Below are 22,288 nucleotides of genomic sequence, written 5' to 3'. Positions count from 1 at the left end.
CTGTGGGGCTGCGACAGGCGACGACTAGCGTGCCGCGGTTCGACTTCAGTTCGTTCAGCCTATGTCAAACCACATTATCGCTGCGCCCAGGTCCCAGCTTCTCCGAACGGGTATAAGGGAGGCGAGTAGCGATTTTTGCAGCAGGGTCGACGCTGTCGGAAACAGTACGGCGTGTCAGACCTACGACATCCGTCAGCACGGCGTCCAAATTCCGGCCCCTACGCGCCTTCCCGTTAAACCATTGAACCAAGCAGCTAGTTCGCGCGATGCGACCATGGCACGTGAGTTGCTAATGGTCTGCAGAACGGCTCCAGGAAGTGATCATGGAGCCGCTTCGACCCTCTATGGAGACCGGGTATATGGACGTGTCAGCGGAACGCAAGGCATCGGATGGCAGCGCAACGATGGATAAAGCCAGACAGGCCTTCACGGAGCGCGGGAGATGCAGCGGGACCGGCGCTGGCGGAATGGCGGGCTGTGCACCGCACGCAGTCTCGGCTGATCTGACGTCCGAGATCTGGGAGAAGGTCAAGAATCATCCGTGCTACAGCGAGGAAGCACACCATCACTTTGCGCGAATGCATGTCGCGGTGGCGCCGGTCTGCAATATCCAGTGCAACTATTGCAACCGAAAATATGATTGTGCCAACGAGTCGCGCCCGGGGGTCGTCAGCGCGAAGCTGTCGCCTGAGCAGGCGGCGAACAAGGTGCTGGCTGTGGCTTCCACAATTCCACAGCTGACGGTACTCGGGATCGCGGGCCCGGGTGATCCCCTTGCCAATCTGGCAAAAACCTTCAAGACATTCGAGCTCGTCAACAAGGTCGCACCCGACATCAAGCTCTGTCTGTCGACCAACGGACTCGCGTTGTTGGATCACGTGGATGCGATCGTGAAATGCAACGTCAATCACGTCACGATCACCATCAACGCGATTGACCCGCAAGTCGGCGCAAGGATCTATCCCTGGATATTCTACAAGCATAAGCGCCATGTCGGAATCGATGCCGCAAAGATCCTGATCGAGCGGCAGCTCCAGGGGCTTGGCGTCCTCACACAGCGCGGGATCCTCTGCAAAATCAACTCGGTCATGATCCCGGGGATCAACGACAAGCATCTGGTTGAGGTCAACAAGGAGGTGAAATCGCGCGGAGCGTTCCTGCACAACATAATGCCGCTGATCTCTTCGCCAAAGCATGGCACTGTGTTTGGGTTGAACGGGCAGCGTGGTCCGACGGCACGGGAACTGAAGACGCTGCAGGATAGTTGCGAAGGCGAGATGAAAATGATGCGACACTGCCGCCAATGTCGTGCAGACGCAGTCGGCCTCCTAGGTGATGACCGCCGAGCCGAGTTCACCACCGAAAGGATCGTGGCGCTCGGGCACAAATACGATGTGGAGGCCCGAAAGGCCTATCAGGCCAGGGTCGAAAATGTGCGCCACGCCAAAGTTGCGGCCACACGTCGGCAGCTTGCGGAGCTCGCGGATTGCGCCGACACCGTAAAGGTGCTGGTAGCGGTCGCGACCAAAGGCTCGGCACTGATCAACGAACATTTTGGCCACGCCAAGGAGTTCCAGATCTACGAACTCTCCGCCACAGGCGCAAAGATCGTGGGCCATCGTCCCGTCGAGCTCTATTGCGGCGGCGGCTATGCCGAGGAAGATCGGCTCCCGACCATTATCCGTACAATCGACGATTGCCACGCGGTCTTCGTCGCAAGGATCGGCGGCTGTCCCAAAGCTGAATTGATCAAGGCTGGCATTGAGCCAGTCGATCAATACGCCCATGCGTTTATCGAAAAGTCGGCGATCGCCTGGTTCAAGCGCTATCTCGACAGGGTTAAAACCGGCGAGATCAAGCATGTGGAGCGCGGCGACGCCGCGACCGCGCCCGCCTCCATGATTTCAGCGGCGTGAGGCGGGGGAGCAAAACAATGCCGTTCAAGATCGTCGCCTCGCAGTGCACGGGCTGTTCTGCTTGCGAACAGGAGTGTCCCAATGTCGCAATCTCGGAGAAAGGCGGGATTTTCGTGATCGATCCAAAAAAATGCACCGAATGCATCGGCTATTTCGACGAACCGCAGTGCGTCGCGGTCTGCCCGGTCGACAACACTTGCGTGCTTGACATGGCGCGACCGCGCTACGCCTCTTGAGGGCAAGAGACGATGAGGGGCGGGGGCCTTTCCCATGCACGGAACAAGTGAGACCGGCGCAATACTGCGGTCGATGGGACGCCCGCAGGCTTTTTGTCTCGCGGTCGGCCCCGTCCAATCGCGTTGACTTGCCATCGAGTTGGCTACCAAGAGCGCGCAACGCTCTCGACGCCGTCGAACGCGACAGCATCAAAGCTGAATCTGCCGGCCGGGGACCAGATGTGAAAAGCGAGCTCGCTGAAATGGCTGCTTGGCCTATTCCACAAGCGTAAGGAAATGCTCGCTCAACTGGTGCCGCCGACGACCGACACGGGTTTCAGTGCGCGACTGGACAGTGAGCGAGACGTCGCCGCCTGAGCCCTGTCCCACGTGGGCTGCGAGCGCAAACCGAGGCCGAGAGAGTTGAACATGAGGAATATGGCTGATGATGACGTCGTCGAGTTGACGTCGGCGCCCTTCTTCAATTGCGGTGAGAAAGTCCGGGCCAAGTACACGATTCGTAACGATGGCACTTACGCCGGCAAGCAGGTCGGCGACATCCTGGCGAAGAAGGGAGAGATCGGCTACGTGATCTCGATCGGGACGTTCCTGCAGAAATTCTACGTGTACGGCGTCGAATTTGTCAGGACCGGGCATCGGGTCGGGATGAGGCGGAAGGAGCTCGCTCTGCTCTTGGCGAATGAGGACGCCGAGGAACGGCCCTTGCCCGGAGGTAATTGCCGATGATCAAACCAAGGCGGCCGAAGTATCAGTCTGGCCAGCGAGTCAAAGCGAAGGTTGATCTCATCAATAACGGCTCATTGCCGGGAGCACCGTCAGAAGGCGTTCTGGTCAGCGTCGGCGACATCGGCCAGGTCGTCCGCGTTGCACAGCACACCGGAACGAACTTGCCGATCTATGTCGTCAAGTTTGGCAAGGAACTGGTCATCGGTTGTCTCGAAGAAGAAATCGCACCGATCCCGGAAGGCAGAGTTAATGAGCACGACGGCTCATGAGCCCGAACTGCCGGCGCATCCTAACGATCTCGATCGCAGGCGTATCGAACGAACGTTGGACACGCGTCGGTACTACCGTTATGTGTCACCGCGAGTGACCTGCGTTCCGGCTGGTTACTTGATCGAGAGTCCATGCTGCTCACGCCATATCGACATGCAAGGTGGTCTCATCGATATCGCGCTCCTGCGCCACGATTGCAGGAGCGCAAGGTGGCGGCTGTTGCGCAAGAATCACGATAACAGCCTTTGGGAACTCCACTCGACGCACAAGTGCCTGAAGAGTGCGACCGATTTCTTGAGCGCCGATCCCGAGCGCTCTTTCTGGCCCTAACAATTCCGCACGGCACCCTTGGTTGCTCGAAATCAAGCTGTTGGGCTCGGTGTTGGACGTCGCATATCGGATCGATATTTGGCGACCTGGCCAATTGCACCGCCCGATATGGATCGAGTTTATTCTCGCTTCGACTGACCAAAGTGATTTGCGCTCTGCGCTGCTTGCAGGGCCAACAAAATTGGCTCACGTTCACCCGTCGTATCTCTGACACAAAACATTGCCGCGGTGCCGCTTCGGCGAACCGTTCATCACCGTCGTACTGTCATGATGACGCGCGTAGCGCCGGCTCGGAGAATGGCACGCCGCTTGCTATTAGCTACTGCGAGCGGAGCTCAAGGACGTGCCCTCGTCAGTGGCTGCGAGATCGTTCTTCCTGAAACCTGTCCGCGCGCAGTTTAAAGAGCATCAACATCGCTGAAGTGCTGCGCAAAATCATCGGCAGTGGACTGGATGGAGAACAAGAATGTCGTCACTGAGACAAATTGCGTTTTACGGCAAGGGTGGTATCGGCAAGTCGACGACGGAAGCCCTTGCCAAGAAGCTCGGAACCCAGCTGATCTACTTTGTGCCGCGCGACAATGTCGTGCAGCACGCGGAGCTGCGCCGCATGACGGTGCTGGAATACGCCCCCGACTCCAAGCAGGCGGATCACTATCGCAATCTCGCGAGCAGAATCCACAACATCATCATTCCGACCCCCATCCGCATGGACAAACTCGAGGACATGCTGATGGAGCACGGCATCATGAAGCCGGTCGATGAGGACCAGGTGGGCAAAACCGCCGCCGAGCTCGCCGTTCAATAGGTGGTCGCGGATACCCCGAAGATGGGCACGCACAGTCGCACGAGATGCAGGAAAATCGACCGGAGTCACAGGTGACCGCAGCGCGATCAAGTTCATTGGACGAAGTGTCACCCTCGCTGGCTAGCTCTGCTACGGAAGGTCGGGACGTCGGAATGCAATTCTACAGTCTTCTGGTCGGCTGCGATCCCACAGATGCCGACCTAACGGACGATCGCGATTTTGATCGTCATGTGCTCGCCTCCGTCCTTTCCGTCGCCGCGATGGATGGTGGGCCTCTCACCGAGCAGGTCGGGCTTGTTGAGCAGGAGCTCGATCAGCTTCGCACCAAATGCTTCCCATCTGCGCCCGTCTGGCCGGTCGCTCGGACGGCGAAGCCGGGCTCAACTAACGAGGACGAGACCGTCATGGTGCGTGACCTCTTGCTCGCGCAGCGATCGACAGAAGGCGAGATCAGCCGCTGGCTCGCTGCCATGATTGCGCGCCGCGCGATGGAGCCGAATCATCTGTGGGAGGATCTCGGATTGCGCCAGCGAGCTGAGTTGTCGCGTCTTCTGACACGACATTTCGCGCCACTGGCTGCACGAAATACAAAAAATATGCGATGGAAGCGCTTCATCTATCGCACCCTATGCGAGGACGATGGCCTGGTGATGTGCACGACACCGGTGTGCACTCAATGCAATGATTTTGATCTTTGCTTCGGCGAGGAGAGTGGCGAAAACCGCATGGCCGAGCGCCGCCGGGAATTTATGCGCGACGCCGAGAAGCATGAAAAAGCCGCCGGTCCACTGACCGGGTGAAGGTTGGCGCTAAAGGTGCGGTCCGCTGATCATTGACCCCTTGGTGACCGCGGCATCGGGCCGGCTTCGCCTCGTGCGAGGAGCCTCGATCATGGCGCATCTCGCGAAGCCTCGGTCGAGGGCTGCCCTCTGAGAAGGTGAGTCCGATGAAGTGGTTGCTACGCTGCGAGCCTTGTGCTGCAACCGCCGGACGTCGCTCATGCGGGGGGGGCCTGGGTGCTCGGGATTTACCCCTGATCGTTGGACTGAAAAAATGGGAACGACACTATGACAGCGGAGTGCGAGATCAAATCTGCGCACGTGGAAATGCGAGTAAACACCGTCTGGACAATCGTGCTCGGCTTTGCATCCGATCCATTGGCGCGTTGGAGCTGGCCTGACTCGAACCAATATCTCAGCAGTATGCCGGAGTTCGTCGTCGCATGCGGAGGTCGAGCATTCGAGAATGGCACAGCCTACATCGCGACTGGCATCCGGGCCGCAGCGCTGTGGCTCCCCCCCGGTGTGCCGCAAGATGAGCCGGCGCTGGACGTGCTCATGGAGCGGTCTCTGCGTCCGGAGATTGCAGAGGATATGGCCTGTCTTCGCAGAGGAATGGCGGAACATCATCCACCAGAGCCGCATTGGTATCTGCCACTCATCGCTGCTGATCCGAACTGGGTCGGACAAGGTCTTGGTTCGAAGCTCATGCAGTACGCGCTTCGAAGATGTGATGAAGAAGGCGTCGCCGCCTATCTCGAAAGTTCAAATCCACAAAACATAACGCTTTACAGACGCCACGGCTTCAAAACCATTGGCGAGATACAACACGGTTCCTCGCCGCCGCTCACGCCGATGTTGCGACTGCCGACTTGAGCGGAATCCTTTGACGACAAGCGGATACACCAGAAGCGACGAGCTCGGACCTTCTCAGATCTCACAAGGCGAAGACTAGAATCAGTCAGCATCCTTTCGACCAACAGCTGCGAGCGTACACATGGGCGCGAGTGCTGCCACGCAGCTCCAGCTGGTAGCGCATCCGCAAGGCGGTCATCTCCAGTCGTTCGACCATAAGGGATGGCGGCACGCGCTTTGTCCGAATCGAACCATTCAAAATCAATCGATGCGATCTCATCAATGCTTGGCTTATGACATAGGCGACAATTCACCTGATCTATCTTGGCGTTCGAATCAAGACAAGCGAAGGCACTGCAATGCAGAACCTAGCGATCCTTACAGCGTCCGATATGGCACGGTGCTTGCCCTGGTCCTGACTGCATCACTGAAGCCGTCGCGTGATGCAGGGGCGGACTCGGCGCTTGTTGGTTCATGCCGTCGGGTCCGTTCCGTTCTGATCTTGCCCGCCACGGGCGGCTCGAGGTGCATCGAGGTGGCTAGCTGAGCCCCATCCCCAGATCCGCAAGTATCGCAATTTCGAGAAGAAATCGGTTCTGACGGGGGCGCGCGCGAAAACTGTGGTGAGTCTGGCTCGTCGGCTAGAGCCGCTATCTGACCAAGAGTGTCGTATCGAGGTAGCATGAAATGAGCTGGAGCCAGGGAGACCGGGCCGACCAGGAGGATCCAGGTTCGAGATGAACGTCAATGTCGCTCGCAAGCGACGCAGATCTGAGCTGGCGCGCTGTCGACGTTGTTAGTTTCGCGACAAAGACTCATCGACGGACAGGTCCGCATCTTCGAGCGTATAGGCTCTATCGTGATCTGGCATGCCGGTTGCTCACCGTCACAGAAAGTGGAGTATTGCCCCCTGATGAGAGTGATGCAGTCCGGTAAAACGCCGCCGCGACCGATCGTCCTGAACGACACCACCTTGCGCGATGGCGAGCAGGCGCCTGGCGTGGCCTTCACGGCGGCAGAAAAGCAAGCGATTGCCCGCGCGCTGGTGCGCGCCGGAATTACTGAGATCGAAGCCGGTACACCGGCCATGGGCCAAGAAGAGATCGGCGCGATCCGGGCTATCGTCGAAGCCGGTCTGCCGGCGATGATCATCGCCTGGTGCCGCATGCGGACCTTTGACGTCGATTCGGCGCTCAGCGCCGGTGTGTCAATGATCAATTTGTCGGTTCCATCCTCCGACATCCAAATTGCGGCCAAGCTGGGGGGCAGCCGACCGGCTGCACTGGAGCAGGTGAGGCGGGTTGTCGGCTATGCTCGAGAGAAGGACCTTGATGTCTCAGTCGGCGCCGAAGACTCCTCGCGGGCCGACGTCAATTTCCTGATCGAATTGCTGGCTACGGCAAAACGCGCCGGCGCACGCCGCTTTCGTGTCGCGGACACGCTCAGCGTACTCGACCCAGATACGGCCTTTGCCATAGTTTCGGTACTACGCGCCACCACCGATCTCGAGCTCGAATTCCATGGCCATGACGATCTCGGTCTTGCGACAGCCAACACGCTCGCCGCCATAAAAGCGGGCGCGACACATGCGTCCGTCACCGTGATCGGCCTTGGCGAGCGCGCCGGCAACGCGCCGCTGGAAGAGGTCGCTGTCGCGCTCAAGCAGCTTTATGGCCGCGACACGGGCGTCGTACTGTCGGAGCTTGAGAACGTCGCGGCCCTTGTCGCGGCGGCCGCCGTTCGCGCGATTCCACTCAATAAAGCGATCGTCGGTGAGGATGTTTTTACCCATGAATCGGGCATACATGTCGATGGTCTCCTGAAGGACCAGCGCACCTATCAGGCACTCGACCCACGGCTGCTTGGTCGTTCCAATCGTTTCGTGATCGGCAAACATTCAGGGCTCGCCGCCATCACGGCGTTGCTCTCCGAACTGCGGCTATCGGCGACCGACGTTCAAGCGAGGGCGGTCCTTGCCCGGGTCCGCAAGCATGCTGTCGAGTGCAAAGGGACGGTCACGCGAGAGACCGTGATAAAGATCTGGCACGACGTCCGCGACCGCTCGCCGCCCAGCTGCTTCCAGGATAGCGCTTCGGTACAAAGGTGAAGACGGAGACAGTAAATGGTTGATGGCATCCTCGCGCGATTGAACAAGGCCGCGGCGGCCGAGGAAATCTTCGCGATATTGGAGGTCGAATACGACCCGAAAGTGGTGAATGTTGCGCGGCTCCACATTCTAAGACGCATGGGACAATATCTCGAAGCCGAGGATTTTACTGGCGCGCCGGATGAAGCTGTAGCGAAACGGTGCAAGGAAGTGCTGGAGCGAGCTTATGCCGATTTCGTCACCTCCTCTCCAATTGACCAGCGCGTGTTCAAGGTTCTGAAGGACGCCGTCAGTCCACGGCCGAAAAAGGCTCAAGCTCTCGTTCAGCTCAACGCTTTGAAGTGAAAGAGCTGGCTTGCGTGTGTGGAACGCCATTCTCAATTCCAGGCCAAGTCAGCTCGCTAGATCTTTAATGCGTGCGCGTGAAGGCATTGATCGGTCAATCGAAGTTGCGGCGGGAGATGGGCATGTCGCGTTCTCGACAACGTTGGTTTCAGCGATCGCCGTGGCCTTGTCGTGTTTCCGACGTCTGCCGCTTGTCGGCGCCGCGACCCAATTGCACGCGAGCGATGAGCGGCTTACGCAAAATCCATATAGCGGCGCAGGATTTGCCAGACATGTAAACTTGGTACGACACTTGCTGTCTGCTTTGCGCAGCTAAGCTTGGAGAAGCGCATGCGCACCGCTGTTTGCAGCAACAGCTGCCTCACTCCGGTCGGGCAGGAATGCTGCCCGTGACCGATCCTATCCTGCGCCAGGAGCGCATACGACTGTCGTCCCCTGCGGGCGGTCCATCCTTGTGGCGCTCCGGGCAGGCCCGCGGCAGGGCGACCTCGCGGACCATGGGTCCACTTGCGGCCGAAGTGTATTTGCCCAAGGCGCGCATCTTCGGGGCTAGTTCCGCCATGGGAGTGACCGATTGCTACCTGGCCGCCCGTGATAGGCCTGTAACGGTCGGCCAGCACTTAACCGCAACCGGGCAACTCTTGGCCGGTTCCGCGAGGGGCCGAGCGGGCCCAACTCGGCTCGGCCCGTGCGGTCGGCGCCGCTTGCGCGCAGGCCGAACGTGGCGAGCGGCGGCCCGAAGCATTCCTCGAGGCGCTTTTCAGAAGGTGGGCGAAGCTGGAGCACACGGCACATGCGCGGGCCTTAGAGAGGAAGAAGTACCATGAGCAGTAAATCCAGGACGCCGGCCGCCGCAGCAGGCCGTGCCGCGACGAAGAAGGAGTTGCCCGAGCGTTTCAGGGCCTACAGGCACGTCTGGGTCTTCATTGAGCAGGAGCGCGGGGTCGTGCACCCCGTCTCCTGGGAATTGATGGGCGCCGGCCGCAGGCTCGCCGATCAGCTCAAGGTCGATCTTGCCGCGGTTGTCATCGGGCCGGAAGGCGCCGCAACACAGCAGGCCGTGGCCATGTCGTTCGGCTACAGCGCCGACCTCGTGTACCTGGTCGCGAACAACATCTTGGCTGACTATCGCAATGAGTCCTACACCAAGGCGCTGACCGAACTCGTCAACACACACAAGCCGGAGATACTGCTTTTAGGCGCAACCACCCTCGGCCGCGATCTTGCGGGCTCGGTCGCGACCACTCTGCTCACCGGGCTCACCGCCGATTGCACGGGACTCGACGTTGACGCCGATGGCTCCCTTGCCGCGACACGACCGACGTTCGGCGGTTCGCTCCTTTGCACCATCTACACGCTGAACTACCGGCCGCAGATGGCGACGGTCCGTCCCCGCGTGATGCCGATGCCCGAACGCACCGCGCGTCCCGTCGGTCGGGTCATCACCCATGCACTGGACCTCCGCGAAGACGATATCGTCACAAAAGTTCTCTCCTTTCTGCCCGATCGGGACTCCGCGAAATCCAACCTTCCTTATGCTGACATAGTCGTTGCCGGCGGCCTGGGCATTGGATCGCCGGAAAATTTTCAGCTGGTTCGGCAGCTCGCGACCGTTCTGAAGGCCGAGTATGGCTGTTCGCGGCCGCTGGTGCAAAAGGGGTGGGCCACCGCCGACCGCCAGATCGGGCAGACGGGCAAGACCATTCGGCCCAAGCTTTATATTGCAGCGGGCATTTCGGGGGCTATCCAGCATCGGGTCGGCGTCGAAGGCGCCGATCTCATCGTCGCCATCAACACCGACAAGAATGCGCCGATTTTCGACTTCGCCCATATGGGCATCGTTGACGACGCCATCCGCCTGTTGCCGCCGCTCACCGCGGCGTTTCGCGCGCGGCTGATGAGCGAATCGCGTGGCCGATCGAAAGCTGCAGGAGCATCGTCATGATCGATGAAAAGTTCGACGCCATCGTCGTTGGAGCTGGCATGGCGGGGAACGCGGCGGCGCTCACGATGGCCAAGAATGACATGAAGGTGCTGCAGCTCGAGCGCGGAGAGTATTCTGGCTCCAAGAACGTACAAGGTGCGATCCTTTACGCTGACATGCTGGAGAAATTGATTCCCGACTTCCGCGAAGACGCCCCGCTCGAGCGGAACCTGGTCGAGCAGCGCTTCTGGATGATGGACGATCACTCGCACACCGGCCTGCACTACCGCTCAGATGACTTCAATGAAGAGAGACCAAACCGCTATACGATCATTCGTGCCCAGTTCGATAAATGGTTTTCTCAGAAAGTTCGCGAAGCCGGCGCCACGGTATTGTGCGAAACCACTGTGACCGAGCTTGTTCGGGATACCTCCGGCGGCGTGGTCGGCGTTCGGACCGATCGCCGCGACGGCGAGATCCATGCCGACGTCGTCGTCCTGGCGGAGGGCGTCAACGGCCTGCTCGGTGCGCGCGCCGGCCTGCGTGAGCGGCCGAATCCCGCGCACGTCGCGCTCGCGGTGAAAGAAATGCATTTCCTGCCGCGCGAGACTATCGAGGCACGCTTCAATCTAAAAGGTGATGAAGGCGCCGTGATTGAAGCCGCAGGCACCATAACGCGCGGCATGACCGGTATGGCGTTTGTTTATACGAACAAGGAATGTATCTCGCTCGGGATCGGATGTCTCATCGCCGATTTTGAGTCGGCTGCCGAGACACCTTACGGGCTGCTCGAGCGGTTCAAGCGGCACACCTCAGTCGCGCCGCTGATAGAAGGTTCGGAGGTGAAAGAATATTCTGCACATCTCATTCCAGAGGGCGGCTATAAGGCAATCCCGCAACTCTACGGCAAGGGCTGGGTCGTGGTCGGCGACGCCGCGCAGTTCAACAACGCTATTCATCGCGAGGGATCAAACCTCGCAATGACTTCCGGACGTATCGCAGCGGAAGCGATCCTAAAGCTCAGGTCTCAGAAAAGGCCGATGACGGCCGAGAATCTCGCCCTGTACAGGAGGATGCTCAATGAGTCCTTCGTGATGAAGGATCTGAAAAAGTACAAGGATATGCCTGCGCTGATGCATACGCAGTCGCAAAACTTCTTTTTGACCTATCCGCAGCTATTCTCGAAGGCGATGCAGGGCTTTTTGCGCATCGACGGCACGCCGAAGGTCGAAAAGGAAAAGCTGGCACTCAAGTCGTTCATAACGGCCCGCTCGCGCAGGGGGCTGTTCAGCGACGCCTTCCGTTTTGTGCGGGCGTGGCGTTGAATTGAGCGATGGGAACTGACGGAGATTGGACCATGTCGATCGAGCCACCCGAACGCGTCCAGGACAAGCTGTTCTATAATCGCTACCGTGTGGATACGGGCCGTGCGCACATCAAAGTACGGCCGCACAGCACCCCCTCGCCGCAGCTCTTGTCCCTGCTAAAGGCCTGCCCCGCGCGCTGCTACGAGCTCAATGACCAGGGGCAGGTCGAGGTGACCGTCGACGGCTGCATGGAATGTGGCACCTGCCGGATCATCTGCGAGGAGAATGGCGACATCGAGTGGAGCTACCCCCGCGGCGGTTACGGAGTGCTATTCAAGTTCGGCTGAGCCGAGCCGGGGGCAAGCAACAACGGCGCACAGCACCCGCTACGACATATCAGATTGGATCCTCATTTCAGATTGGATACTCAATCAGCGTCGCGTCCTTCGCTGGATCGAGAATCGAGTTCTCTAAGTACGCTATGCTGGATCTTGCCCAATGCTGTTCGCGGCAGTTCTTTCGTGAAAATGATCTCGCGTGGCACCTTGAACCGCGCCAGATGGAATTGCACGTGCGCCACCAAAGTCTTTGCGTCAGTCCGAGTTCCCGCCTGCATGATGACGTAGGCGATCGGCACTTCATCCCATTGCGGATGGGGTCGACCAATGACCGCACACTCTGCGACATCGGGATGATTTAGAAGTACGCGCTCGACTTCCGCCGGATAAATGTTCTCGCCACCAGAAATGATCAGACGGTTTTTCCGGTCCTTTATCCAAAAATGGCCGTCAGTATCTTGAGCCGCGATGTCACCAGTGCGATACCAGCCAGCGCGCAGTGCGTCACGCGTTGCCTGCTGGTCGCCCCAATACTCTTGCAAAACGTTCGGCCCGCGCACGGCGATCTCTCCCGGTACCCCTGCGGGCAACTCGTTGCCGCACTTATCCATGACAATCGCCTCACAGCATAGCCCCGGTAGGCCGGTCGAGTCCTCTCTGGACACTTCGCCGCCCAGCCGCGTGTAGATTGCAATCGGGCTCGTTTCGGTAGAGCCATAGACCTGCAATACGGGGACGCCGCGCCTGACCAAGCGATCAATCAGATACTGCAGCGCGATCGTGGAACCGACAGATACGGCCCGGAGCGACGACAGATGGGCCGTTGGCCACCTGACGCTGTCGGTTATGGCCTGAATGATCGCTGGCACGAGCACCGTCAACGTCGGCCGAAGGTGATTCAACGCGTCAATCGCCGCATCTCCGGTAAAGCGTGGATGGATCGTTACTGTCGCGCCGACATGTAATGCCGCGTCGTCTGGATGTTGAGCCCGCCAACGTGGAAAAGCGGCAATACCGTCAGCACGTGGTCGTCCGACGTGAGGGCGTGCATATGCTGGCTCATCACACCGTTCCACAGTAAGGCCTGCTGGCTCAACACCGCACCCTTTGGCCGTCCTGTCGTACCTGATGTGTAGACGATCAGGAGCGGGTCCGTCAGGTCCGAGGGAGAGTCGCAGCTCTCGCGCGACCCCTCGTCCAACAGGGAGTCCCACATCCGCCCGTCGGGAGGCGCAAAGTCCAAGCCAACTGTCGCGATCTTGGGCAGTGTTTCCGCGATTATTGGCAGAAGGCCGCCAAAGGCCCGCTCGAGCACAAGCACCTTGGCACCAACGTCGGATAGGATGAAGCTCTGCTCGGCGAGCGCCAGACGCCAATTCACCGGAACCAATATGGCCCGATCCGTGCGCAAGAATACAGAAGAACGAGATAATCAGGGCGGTTGAGGCTGAGGACGGCGACACGATCGCCTTTATGGACTCCGAGCGCAGTCACAAGGGCTTGTGCCGTCTGTTTGATACGTCGATCAAAGTCGGCGTAGCTCAAGCTGTCGCCCTCGAAGCGGATTGCCGGCTTGTTGGGAGCGAAGGCGGCATTGCGCTCAATGAGTGTGCAAAGATCCATGAGTCATCTCGCTTTCGTTGACCGACACATCGAGCCGGGCCTCAATTCCTTACGTGGCGATTGTACCGGCGCATGGAACGCGTGAGAGCCGGTTTGTCGTAACGTTGTTATCGATGCGGAGGGTCTCTGGTCCGAGCCGACAACCTCATCCGCCGCTACATCCTGAAAACGCCATAGTGTGGCGCTTCGATTGAAGCATTGAGCGATGCGCTCAAGGCGATTGACAGCGCGTTTCTGGTGTCTACGGGATCTAGAATGCCGTCATCCCAAATCTCGGAAGTCGCGTAGTAAGCGCTCGACCGCTCGCGATATTCTTCCAATATCGGCTCTCGAATGGCCGCTAGTTGTTCGTCGGACAGACGTCCACCTTCACGAGCCAGTTGCCGTGCCTTGACATGAGTGAGGACGCCAGCCGCTTGCTCCGCCCCAATGGCGGATATCTGAGATTGTGGCCACGCAAATACAAAGCGCGGATCGAAGGCACGTCCGGCCATGGCGTATGTTCCTGCTCCATGGGAGCTGTTGCAAATCACCGTAAACTTAGGCACCGACGCGCCTGACAGCGCCATGATCAGCTTGGCTCCATCTTTGGTGATGCCGCGCCGTTCGTATTCGCGACCAACCATGAACCCGGTGATGTTCTGCAGGAAGAGCAGGGGCGTTCGGTTCTTGTCGCACAATTGAATGAAGTGCGCGCCCTTAAGCGCGCTTTCGTTTAGAAGCACGCCATTGTTGGCAAGTACGCCGATTTGATATCCATGAAGGCGCGCGAAACCGCATACGAGCGATTGGCCATAGCTTGGCTGGTATTCATGGAATCGGCTGCCGTCGACCAGACGAGCAAGGATCTCCCGCATATCGAACTGAACGCGAGAATCGCTTGGGATGATTCCATAAATTTCGGTTGCATCATAGGCTGGTGGTTCCGGGGCGGTTTGATCAACCGGCGCTTTCGTGGGGCGCGTCGTGCGGGCGACAATGTCCCGTGCGATGGCAATCGCATGCATCTCGGAGGTCGCGAAATAGTCTCCCGTTCCCGAGATGCTCGTATGCATGTGAGCGCCGCCAAGCTCCTCGGCTGACACGTCCTCTCCAGTGGCGGCCTTTACAACCGGGGGACCCCCAAGGAAGACCGCTCCGGTGCCCTGCACGATGATGTTGTAGTCGCTAAGGGCCGGAACGTAGGCCGCCCCCGCGGAGCAGTGACCCATCACCACCGCGACCTGAGGAACCCCCATCCTGGAGAGGATCGATTGGTTGCGTAAAATCCGACCCGCGCAATAGCGGTCGGCAAAGAACTCCGCCTGCAAGGGCAGAAAGCCGCCTGCGCAGTCGCACAGATGGACCACGGGCAGACGATTCTCTATCGCGATATCCAAAGCACGCACGAGCTTCTTCACGGACAGCGGGTACCATGCGCCGCCCTTCACGCTGGCGTCATCTGCATGAATGATGACTTCCCGACCTGCTACCAGGCCGATGCCGACGACCTGTGCCGCGCCAGGGACCTCGCCGTTATAGGCTTTGTTGCCGGCCAAGCTCGACAGCTCGAGGAACGGAGTCTCTGGATCGAGCAAAGCCTCGAGCCGTTCGCGAACGAACAGCTTGTTTTGTCGACCGCAGCCGCTCAAGATCTCGTTCGGGGCGGTCGAAACGGGTTGAATGCTGGCGTTCCTTCAATTCTGCGGCAAGCCGTCCGTTATGAAGTGCGTTCAGGCGAAACGCCTGCGAGTTGACGTCGAGCCGTGAAACAATCCGTTGCATGTCAGCGACCTGTCTCGGATAGCGTGATCAGCGTGGCGTCTCGCTCGAAACTCTCGCCTTCTCTAAAATGAATCTGGTCGACCCTGCCATGCCTCGGAGCGTAAATGACAATCTCCAGCTTCATACTCTCGATCAGCATGAGCGCCGTACCTGCAGCAACGACGTCATCTTGCGAAACCTTAGTCGCAACCACAAGTCCGGGCATCGGTGCGCGGGCCACGAGATGCTCGGCAGCTGCGTCAGCGCAAGCGAGTGCCCGCAATGGATCGAGGTATCGCAAACTGTGCGTCCTGCCACGGATGTGCAGATGGATCGTGTCACCATCGATCGCGAATTTGACGGGAATGGCGTCGCCCTCAATCACAAGCAAGCCGCTGCCGTCGCTTTGATGCGAGAACGCGACCTGCGAAATCGTCCCTCCCGGCAAGTGAAGCCGATAGCCCTGTTGGCAAGGTGAAAGCCATACTTCCCAGTTGTAGCCATTGAGCTCGAAAAAGTGCTTCACGTCAGTTTCTCCACTTGCCAAGAGCTGCGTGGAGGGCGGGCACGGCGTCCGCCGAATCGCGAACCGGTCTGGTCAGAAGCGCGGCAGCCGCCAGGAAGGGAGACATGTCGCTCCTAGATCCAAGGGCGAGGCCTGGGTTGTCATCGAGACATCCAGTATGCATATCTCCGTTTTGAAACGTGCTGTCCGTCAGCAGATGTGCTAGAAAGCTCGCGTTTGTCTCGCAGCCGAGAAGGACCAGCTCTCGAATTGCCCGTTCCAATTTGAGGGTAGCCTCGGAACGCGTGGAAGCGTGTGCGATGATCTTGGCCAGGAGAGGGTCGAATGCCGCCGTGATCTCTTGACCTTGAACGATACCGCTGTCAATTCGCACATCTGCGCTTTCTGGGTACTCAAGCATTAGTATCTTGCCCGTCGTCGGTGCGAATCCGACTTCGGGAGCTTCGGCATACAGTCTGGCCTCAATCGCGTGACCTCTCAAGACGATATCCGACTGCAAAAATGAAAGTTCATGTCCCGCGGCGACATGGAGTTGTGCCGCAACAAGATCTATTCCGGTGACCACCTCGGTCACGGGATGCTCGACTTGCAGCCGCGTATTCATTTCAAGGAAGTAGAACTCGCTTCCCGAAAGGATGAATTCCACGGTACCGGCGCCTCGATACTTGATGCTACGGGCAATACTGACGGCGGTGTCGCAGAGCCGCTTCCTCAGCTCTTGTGGCAGGGCCGGCGAGGGAGTCTCCTCGATGATCTTTTGGAATCGGCGCTGGACCGAGCACTCGCGCTCGAACAGGTGGACGACATTTCCGAAGCCGTCACCCAGCACCTGAACTTCAATGTGGTGTGGCCTTTCGACATATCGCTCGGCGTACAGCCTGCCATCCCTGAAATACCGCCGCGCCTCGCGACGCGCTTGAGCAATCGCGTCATCCAGAGCGCGGACATCCTGTACAATCCGCATACCTTTGCCTCCGCCGCCCGCTGAAGGCTTGATGAGCAAAGGCAGCCCAAGGGCCCGCGCTCTTGACGCGAATGTCGATGCATCGTCGTCCTCGATGGCCGAGGGCACGACCGGAAATCCGCTCCCCTGAACGAAATTGCGAGCCCGGGTCTTGTCGCCCATAAGTTCGATGTTTTCGGATGTGGGCCCAACGAATGTTATGCCAGCCAATTCAACGGCCCGGGCAAACTCCGCGCTCTCTGATAGAAATCCGTAGCCTGGATGCAGTGCGCCAGCGTTTGCGCTGCGAGCGGCGGCAATGATTTGCTCGGAATCGAGGTAGGCGGACATTGGCGGATGGCCGCCTATAGCGATCGCGGTATCAGCCATGTAGACGGCCGGCGTCCGGGCATCGGCTTCATGGTAGACAGTTGCAGAGCGAAGCCCCAGGTTGCGCAACGTCTTGATGATGCGTACGGCGATTTCACCCCTGTTAGCTATCAGAACCGTGCCGAATGGAAACGTCTGCATTCGTTTACTCTCCGAAGAATCAGGGGCTGAAATTCGAGGCTCGCGAGTGATTGACCCGCAATTGTCGTGTCGTCCTCGCACATCCTAGCTCCGTGCCGCCTATGGACGGCTGGGACGAGCCCAACGATGGTCGATCGAAACTTGTCGCGATGTAGTCAATTCGAACTGGTGCGTCCTTTTGCACGACCTCAAACTGTCATCACATGGCGAGATCACTCGAACTGACGACTCTCGTTCGCAGTCAGGCGGTGAGCGTGTTCGATAGGTGAGGGAGAAGTTCTTGTCGGGTATCCGACACAGCGGCCAATCCAAATGTGCTGGGCCTCAGATGGGTGGTCTGCTGGATAGGCTGTGTCCGCGTCAAGTGTTGGAGCGAGGCCCCCGCACCTTGGCGGGCTTGTGTCGTGGGAGGCTGAACGGGCAGAGACATTGAGATTCCCCAACTCATGGGTGGCGACGACCTAGCCAGAAATCGCCGTAGTATTGTTCGAGATCGTACAAGTTGACGCGACGTGTGATTCAAGCCCTCGGATAGGCTCGCCTGCTGAAATTGGGCAGATTTTCGTGGTGGGCGGCTCGAGCCAGTCGGCTGATCAGTTGGCGGCATTCGGACCGTAGGGATTGCCCTGATCGCTGCGACAAGAAAGCTGAACTGCTCGCGTGCAGGAGCCAGGTTGCAACGGCGCACGGATCCGACAGCTTCGCAAACGGATCAAAAATCGGTCCCGGCTGGTGACAAACGCTGTCATTGAGCGTCGCGCCTTGAACGAAGGTGAGGACCCTTGGTACCTCCTGCGGCTTCGGCGTCGACCATGGTGCCTAGTTACCTCGATTGGTCGGCGACATGCCTTTAATACCAATCTCGAGGTACATGTCTCGGTTTTGACCAGAACGGACCACCGTCGTCATATGCGAGTGTGCGTCCGGTCAACTACCAATCTTGGCAATTGATCGAGAGGGCAGGCCGGTGTCACGGTCCCAGACCATTTGGCGGACCTGGGCTGAAGAGCGTGTCAATCGATGGATCAAGCACCGCTTCTCTTGACGGATGCCGCGTCAGGTCGCGTCTCAGGCAACCGGTGATTCTCGCCAAAAAACGGCAAGCTCGGAGAATGCCAGCGTGAATAGAGCGGTCGCGATCGATGCTGTTATTCCACCCGCTGATATCGTCAAGCGCGCAGGGCGCATCGGCGCCGAAATCAGGAACATCAAGCTTTCGGGGGCTTTGCCGGACCAGACGATCGCTGCGATCAACACCTTACTGATCTCACACAAGGTCATTTTCTTTCGCGACCAGGGGCATCTCGACGACGTCGAACATGAGCGATTCGCTCATCGTTTCGGAAAGCTTGTCCCGCATCCGACGCTCGGTGCCATCAAAGGAACAACGTCGATCATCGAACTTGACTCCACCCGCGCCGCGAGCCGGGCCGATCTCTGGCACAGCGATGGAACCTTCCTTGACGCCTATCCCAAGATCGCAGTGCTGCGGGGCGTCGTGTTGCCCTCATTCGGGGGCGATACGATCTGGTCGAACACGGCAGCCGCTTATCTCGATATGCCGCCGCCGCTGCGCAGGCTTGCCGACGAGCTCTGGGCCGTTCACACCAACGCCTTCGACTACGCCGTAATGGCCCGCGCCAGCCAGGAAGACAAGAAGCATTTCGATGAAGTCTTCACTCGAACGATCTATGAGACCGAGCACCCGGTTGTACGCGTTCACCCAGAGACTGGCGAACGTACACTGGTTCTTGGCGACGTGGTGAAGCGGTTCGTTGGGATCCCGAAATATGATGGCCAAAAACTATTCGATCTATTTCAGTCCCACATCACAGCTCCCGAGAACACGGTGCGCTGGAGCTGGAAAGAGGGCGACGTAGCGATGTGGGACAACCGCGCCACGCAACACTTTGCAGTCAATGATTACAATGGCCAGCACCGGGTCGTGCGCCGGGCAGCGATCGAGGGAGAGGTCCCGGTCAGTATCGACGGTCGGCCCAGTGTCACGCGGACAAAAGTCACCAAGCAACCGCTTGCGGCGGACGCCTAGCAGCTTTGCGCTGCGGCTGCATTTACTCCCTTCGCTTGTCCCACTGATCTGGCTCGGCGCCCAACGAGCCGTCCGCTCCGTTCGCTGAACCGCTGTCCATGTCCTTTCTTCCGGCCAGGTCCGGATCTGTACCAATCCGCGTCACGACGGCAGATCGGCCAACGATACCCTGTCGCGAATCGCGGGAGCGGCTTGATCCAGCTTCGGAGATTGAGAGTGCTTTTCCGGAACCGCAATTCTATGGATCACGACGGGGCTCGGCAGCCACTTCGCTCCCGCCTTCTTGGGTAAGCGATGGCGGCGGCAACTCGACCGCCCGCTTTGCGCGGCCGCGTATCCGTCGCAAAGCCCATGTTCTGTCCATTCATCCCGCCACGTACTTCGGGAAAGAGCCCTCGCACATCGCACCAGCTGAACTTGGCAGGCAAAGCGAGCTCAATCCATCGCGTGCTGCCTTCTGCGAACGCCTGGCGGGCGCCAACGACCTCAGCCGCACGCAGCGAGACTCAGCCCCGCGGACCTCGTCAACTACCAACCTCGGCAATTGATGAACGAGGCGGCACATGACAGTCGTGGGCCCATGAATGGCGAGCCGCTCGGGCACTGCGTTCGTTCGCAAGCGGTACAAATCTGGGCGTCAATCGCTCCTGTCCTGTCGAACATGCGGTCTCTTGAATCGGATGATCAGAATGAGCGAAATCTTTAGGCCGACGACTGAGATGGGTCGCTCCCGTTCATGAACGGCGAACACGTTCGGGTCGCCGTCCGCGTCTCTCGCGCGGAAGTACTTATCGAGCGATCGACATATGCGCTCATGCGCATGTCCCGGCTCCAGTAGCCGATAGAGCGCGAAAACCGTGAACGAGTATGGGGCGGATAGACGGGGCTGGCGCCTCGAGCGTCGCCGGCGTGACCTCCTGACAATCAGACGCTCCGGACCGATTTGCTGGAGGGCCTGGTCCAGTAAAGCTGAGAAAAGGGAAGCGGGGTTCACTATGTACGGTTGCGTGGTCGCGGCATCGATGCGGATACATTCGGCCGCGGCGACGCTTTGGAGCATCGGAACAGCCAAGCAGGATAGATCGCTTGCCATCGCACTTTCTCTTGCCGCGAGCCTTGGCGTCAATTCGGCGCCGGTACAAGGCACCAGCGTGTCTCAAAGGATCGATACTCCCGATGAGCTTTCCGAGAGCAGGGTTCGAAAGAAGCCGGTTGGCGGGGCGAAAGTCCGCGTCCGAGAGCTTAGACGAGCAGCGAGCGTCGTCGGCGGCTGTGCGTCGGCGCAAGCTGTTAATCGCTCGTCCCCGCAATGCTCCAGCACAAACGAGGTGACCAACTATCAAACTCGAAAACCCGCCGACCCATTCGCCAGGTTCGAGGCCCTTCGTGAAAAGGGAATGTGGCTCAACATTCCTGGTCCTGCCGACACTATCGATCAGGATAGCGGCGGCGTGAGATCTGCATTAGCAGAGGTGGGAATAGGCTATGTTGGCTGGACCCAAAACACTTTCATAGACAATCAACTGCCCAATGCGGCTAGAAGCACCATTGCTGATCAGCGTTATATGGGACAAAATCCGACGTTTAATACCGCGAATTTCTTGATCGTGACCTACGATCTGAGCCGCTTTGGAATTCCCGATGGTCAGATTATTGTGGGAGCCGAGCAGCAATACTGGACATGGAAGCCGGGTGGGCCAGATCGGGTGGGCATCAATACGATTGCCTACTATCAGACGTTTTTCGACAGGAGGGTCGAACTCAAGCTGGGTTATCTCAGAAATCAAAATGAGTTCGCCGGCACAGTGGTTGGCGGCAATGCCGGAGTCAATGTTTTTGGACCCTCATCGAACATCCTATACCAGGCAGGAATGAGCAACAATCCGGCGCCCACGCCGGCTCTCAATGTGAAGTACAATTTTGATGATCGCATCTATAACAAGTTTTCAATCCAGCGCTCGCTGAACCCCGACGGTCAAGCGGCGCAGATAGCCGAAAATCCTACAGGTCTAAACTGGAGTACGACTAACGCCGGTATCCTTCTGCTTGACGAGTCTGGTTACAAGAACAAAGCGGCTCCCGGCGCGCCCGAGACATGGTTGCGGGCCGGCCTCGGCTTGAACAACAGCAGCTACACGAATTTGCAATATCCGGGTCAGCCGAGAAACAACGCGAACAGCGTCTACTACGTCGCTGCGGACAGGCAGCTCTGGCAGCTCGATATGGAAACCTCGCCATCTCGCGGTATCTATGGCGGGTTCTCTGCAATGTACGCTCCGCCCGACCTGAACAAGGTCAGCCAGTATTACGAAGTCCGTCTTTATGCAAAGGGGTTATTTGACAGCCGCCCGCATGATCAAATGGCAATTGTTGCCACCCACACCGCGTGGAGTGCTTTTGCAGTTAACGCTGCGCTCGCTGGAGGGCATCTTGCGCATCGCGATAGTACTGCGATATCGGGGACGTATACCGCGCATGTGGCGCCCGGAATATACACAAGTATAGGACTGACCTATATCAACAATCCGACGAGCATCACATATACACGTCAAACCGGCCACGCCTTGAATCTGTTGGTATCGACGTCAATGTTCTTCTAGACCCTATGTTTGCCCTCTGAGGTGACAGGCGGCCCGCCCCGCGGCAAGCTCCATCGAGGGTTGCGCCGGATGAGCCGGTGCCGAGCCTCAAGCATGGGGAGCGGGCCTGATGAACAATAGCATTTTCGTGGGACTGGATGTGCACAAGGCGACGATTTCGGTCGCAGTGGCGGAAGGGATGCGCGGCGGTGAAGTTCGTAACTTGGGGATCATCCCTAATCGCGCTGATCAAATCGACAAGCTGGCGAACAAGCTTGGCAAGGGTGACCGGCAGGTAAGTTTTTGTTACGAAGCCGGACCCTGCGGATATGGCCTGCATCGACAACTGACG

17 protein-coding genes and 3 pseudogenes are annotated in these 22,288 nt (G+C 58.8%); 16 read left to right on the top strand and 4 right to left on the bottom strand.

The window, feature by feature from the left end; all coding sequences use genetic code 11:
• The first annotated feature begins 359 nt into the window (after positions 1-359).
• The 13 genes and pseudogenes from nifB to K289_RS0134745 all read left to right on the top strand — a co-directional run bounded on the left by nifB (position 360) and on the right by K289_RS0134745 (position 11,950).
• Positions 360-1,916 (top strand): nitrogenase cofactor biosynthesis protein NifB, encoded by a 1,557-nt coding sequence (gene nifB, locus K289_RS0134805; RefSeq protein ID WP_027555679.1) that lies wholly within the window; start codon positions 360-362, stop codon positions 1,914-1,916.
• 17 nt (positions 1,917-1,933) lie between these two features.
• Entirely contained in the window at positions 1,934-2,152 is a 219-nt protein-coding gene (locus tag K289_RS0134800) for a 4Fe-4S binding protein (protein WP_027555678.1), read from the top strand.
• A 408-nt stretch (positions 2,153-2,560) separates the two neighbouring features.
• A complete protein-coding gene (locus tag K289_RS0134795) occupies positions 2,561-2,878 on the top strand; it encodes a nitrogen fixation protein NifZ (RefSeq protein WP_027555677.1) in 318 nt (105 codons plus the stop codon).
• Complete coding sequence (locus K289_RS0134790; protein WP_027555676.1) at positions 2,875-3,147, top strand: nitrogen fixation protein NifZ; 273 nt, start codon at positions 2,875-2,877, stop codon at positions 3,145-3,147. The genes K289_RS0134795 and K289_RS0134790 overlap by 4 nt, the downstream gene beginning before the upstream one ends.
• Positions 3,128-3,478, top strand: a complete 351-nt coding sequence (locus K289_RS52525) for a hypothetical protein (RefSeq protein ID WP_027555675.1) — start codon at positions 3,128-3,130, stop codon at positions 3,476-3,478. The genes K289_RS0134790 and K289_RS52525 overlap by 20 nt, the downstream gene beginning before the upstream one ends.
• A gap of 526 nt (positions 3,479-4,004) precedes the next feature.
• Positions 4,005-4,286, top strand: a pseudogene (gene nifH, locus K289_RS0134780) (nitrogenase reductase); the annotation flags it as partial.
• 44 nt (positions 4,287-4,330) lie between these two features.
• A complete protein-coding gene (locus tag K289_RS46180; protein WP_051311111.1) occupies positions 4,331-5,086 on the top strand; it encodes a nitrogen fixation protein NifQ in 756 nt (251 codons plus the stop codon).
• Between the two features lie 267 nt (positions 5,087-5,353).
• The gene (locus K289_RS0134770) at positions 5,354-5,941 is read left to right on the top strand and encodes an N-acetyltransferase (protein WP_051311109.1); all 588 of its coding nucleotides are present in this window, start codon (positions 5,354-5,356) and stop codon (positions 5,939-5,941) included.
• Positions 5,942-6,833: 892 nt separating this feature from the next.
• Positions 6,834-8,027 (top strand): homocitrate synthase, encoded by a 1,194-nt coding sequence (gene nifV / locus K289_RS0134765; RefSeq protein ID WP_051311107.1) that lies wholly within the window; start codon positions 6,834-6,836, stop codon positions 8,025-8,027.
• A 15-nt stretch (positions 8,028-8,042) separates the two neighbouring features.
• Entirely contained in the window at positions 8,043-8,372 is a 330-nt protein-coding gene (gene nifW, locus K289_RS0134760; RefSeq protein ID WP_027555671.1) for a nitrogenase stabilizing/protective protein NifW, read from the top strand.
• 823 nt (positions 8,373-9,195) lie between these two features.
• Positions 9,196-10,317 carry an electron transfer flavoprotein subunit alpha/FixB family protein gene (locus tag K289_RS0134755; RefSeq protein WP_027555670.1) on the top strand — a complete coding sequence of 374 codons (1,122 nt, stop codon included), beginning with the start codon at positions 9,196-9,198 and terminating at the stop codon, positions 10,315-10,317.
• Positions 10,314-11,621 carry an FAD-dependent oxidoreductase gene (locus tag K289_RS0134750; protein ID WP_027555669.1) on the top strand — a complete coding sequence of 436 codons (1,308 nt, stop codon included), beginning with the start codon at positions 10,314-10,316 and terminating at the stop codon, positions 11,619-11,621. The genes K289_RS0134755 and K289_RS0134750 overlap by 4 nt, the downstream gene beginning before the upstream one ends.
• Before the next feature lie 32 nt (positions 11,622-11,653).
• Positions 11,654-11,950, top strand: a complete 297-nt coding sequence (locus tag K289_RS0134745; RefSeq protein WP_027555668.1) for a ferredoxin family protein — start codon at positions 11,654-11,656, stop codon at positions 11,948-11,950.
• Positions 11,951-12,030: 80 nt separating this feature from the next.
• Here the strand turns inward: K289_RS0134745 and K289_RS46175 are convergent.
• From K289_RS46175 to K289_RS0134725, 4 genes and pseudogenes are all read right to left on the bottom strand, one after another.
• Positions 12,031-13,564 (bottom strand): annotated as a pseudogene (locus tag K289_RS46175) (class I adenylate-forming enzyme family protein).
• 155 nt (positions 13,565-13,719) lie between these two features.
• On the bottom strand, positions 13,720-15,195 hold the full coding sequence (locus K289_RS46170) for an acyl-CoA carboxylase subunit beta (protein ID WP_245284081.1): 1,476 nt from the start codon (positions 15,193-15,195) through the stop codon (positions 13,720-13,722).
• A gap of 134 nt (positions 15,196-15,329) precedes the next feature.
• Entirely contained in the window at positions 15,330-15,833 is a 504-nt protein-coding gene (locus K289_RS46165) for an acetyl-CoA carboxylase biotin carboxyl carrier protein subunit (RefSeq protein WP_051311105.1), read from the bottom strand.
• A gap of 1 nt (position 15,834) precedes the next feature.
• A complete protein-coding gene (locus K289_RS0134725; RefSeq protein ID WP_027555667.1) occupies positions 15,835-17,307 on the bottom strand; it encodes an acetyl/propionyl/methylcrotonyl-CoA carboxylase subunit alpha in 1,473 nt (490 codons plus the stop codon).
• A 1,120-nt stretch (positions 17,308-18,427) separates the two neighbouring features.
• Here K289_RS0134725 and K289_RS0134720 point away from each other — a divergent pair.
• The 3 genes and pseudogenes from K289_RS0134720 to K289_RS0134710 form a co-directional block, all read left to right on the top strand.
• Positions 18,428-19,357 carry a TauD/TfdA family dioxygenase gene (locus tag K289_RS0134720; RefSeq protein WP_027555666.1) on the top strand — a complete coding sequence of 310 codons (930 nt, stop codon included), beginning with the start codon at positions 18,428-18,430 and terminating at the stop codon, positions 19,355-19,357.
• A gap of 995 nt (positions 19,358-20,352) precedes the next feature.
• Complete coding sequence (locus tag K289_RS49340) at positions 20,353-21,957, top strand: carbohydrate porin (RefSeq protein WP_156918346.1); 1,605 nt, start codon at positions 20,353-20,355, stop codon at positions 21,955-21,957.
• 109 nt (positions 21,958-22,066) lie between these two features.
• Positions 22,067-22,288: pseudogene (locus tag K289_RS0134710) on the top strand (IS110 family transposase); the annotation flags it as partial.

Source organism: Bradyrhizobium sp. Cp5.3 (assembly GCF_000426265.1).
Lineage (GTDB): Bacteria > Pseudomonadota > Alphaproteobacteria > Rhizobiales > Xanthobacteraceae > Bradyrhizobium > Bradyrhizobium neotropicale.
The sequence above is the reverse complement of the archived record's forward strand: the minus strand, read 5'-3'. Positions and strand labels throughout refer to the sequence as shown.

What these genes read in the sequence shown, in the direction of transcription:
- nifB (WP_027555679.1), top strand. Translation starts at nt 360, where the DNA reads ATGGACGTGTCAGCGGAACGCAAGGCATCGGATGGCAGCGCAACGATG.
- K289_RS0134800 (WP_027555678.1), top strand. Translation starts at nt 1,934, where the DNA reads ATGCCGTTCAAGATCGTCGCCTCGCAGTGCACGGGCTGTTCTGCTTGC.
- K289_RS0134795 (WP_027555677.1), top strand. Translation starts at nt 2,561, where the DNA reads ATGAGGAATATGGCTGATGATGACGTCGTCGAGTTGACGTCGGCGCCC.
- K289_RS0134790 (WP_027555676.1), top strand. Translation starts at nt 2,875, where the DNA reads ATGATCAAACCAAGGCGGCCGAAGTATCAGTCTGGCCAGCGAGTCAAA.
- K289_RS52525 (WP_027555675.1), top strand. Translation starts at nt 3,128, where the DNA reads ATGAGCACGACGGCTCATGAGCCCGAACTGCCGGCGCATCCTAACGAT.
- K289_RS46180 (WP_051311111.1), top strand. Translation starts at nt 4,331, where the DNA reads ATGCAGGAAAATCGACCGGAGTCACAGGTGACCGCAGCGCGATCAAGT.
- K289_RS0134770 (WP_051311109.1), top strand. Translation starts at nt 5,354, where the DNA reads ATGACAGCGGAGTGCGAGATCAAATCTGCGCACGTGGAAATGCGAGTA.
- nifV (WP_051311107.1), top strand. Translation starts at nt 6,834, where the DNA reads ATGAGAGTGATGCAGTCCGGTAAAACGCCGCCGCGACCGATCGTCCTG.
- nifW (WP_027555671.1), top strand. Translation starts at nt 8,043, where the DNA reads ATGGTTGATGGCATCCTCGCGCGATTGAACAAGGCCGCGGCGGCCGAG.
- K289_RS0134755 (WP_027555670.1), top strand. Translation starts at nt 9,196, where the DNA reads ATGAGCAGTAAATCCAGGACGCCGGCCGCCGCAGCAGGCCGTGCCGCG.
- K289_RS0134750 (WP_027555669.1), top strand. Translation starts at nt 10,314, where the DNA reads ATGATCGATGAAAAGTTCGACGCCATCGTCGTTGGAGCTGGCATGGCG.
- K289_RS0134745 (WP_027555668.1), top strand. Translation starts at nt 11,654, where the DNA reads ATGTCGATCGAGCCACCCGAACGCGTCCAGGACAAGCTGTTCTATAAT.
- K289_RS0134725 (WP_027555667.1), bottom strand. Translation starts at nt 17,307, where the DNA reads ATGCAGACGTTTCCATTCGGCACGGTTCTGATAGCTAACAGGGGTGAA.
- K289_RS49340 (WP_156918346.1), top strand. Translation starts at nt 20,353, where the DNA reads ATGTACGGTTGCGTGGTCGCGGCATCGATGCGGATACATTCGGCCGCG.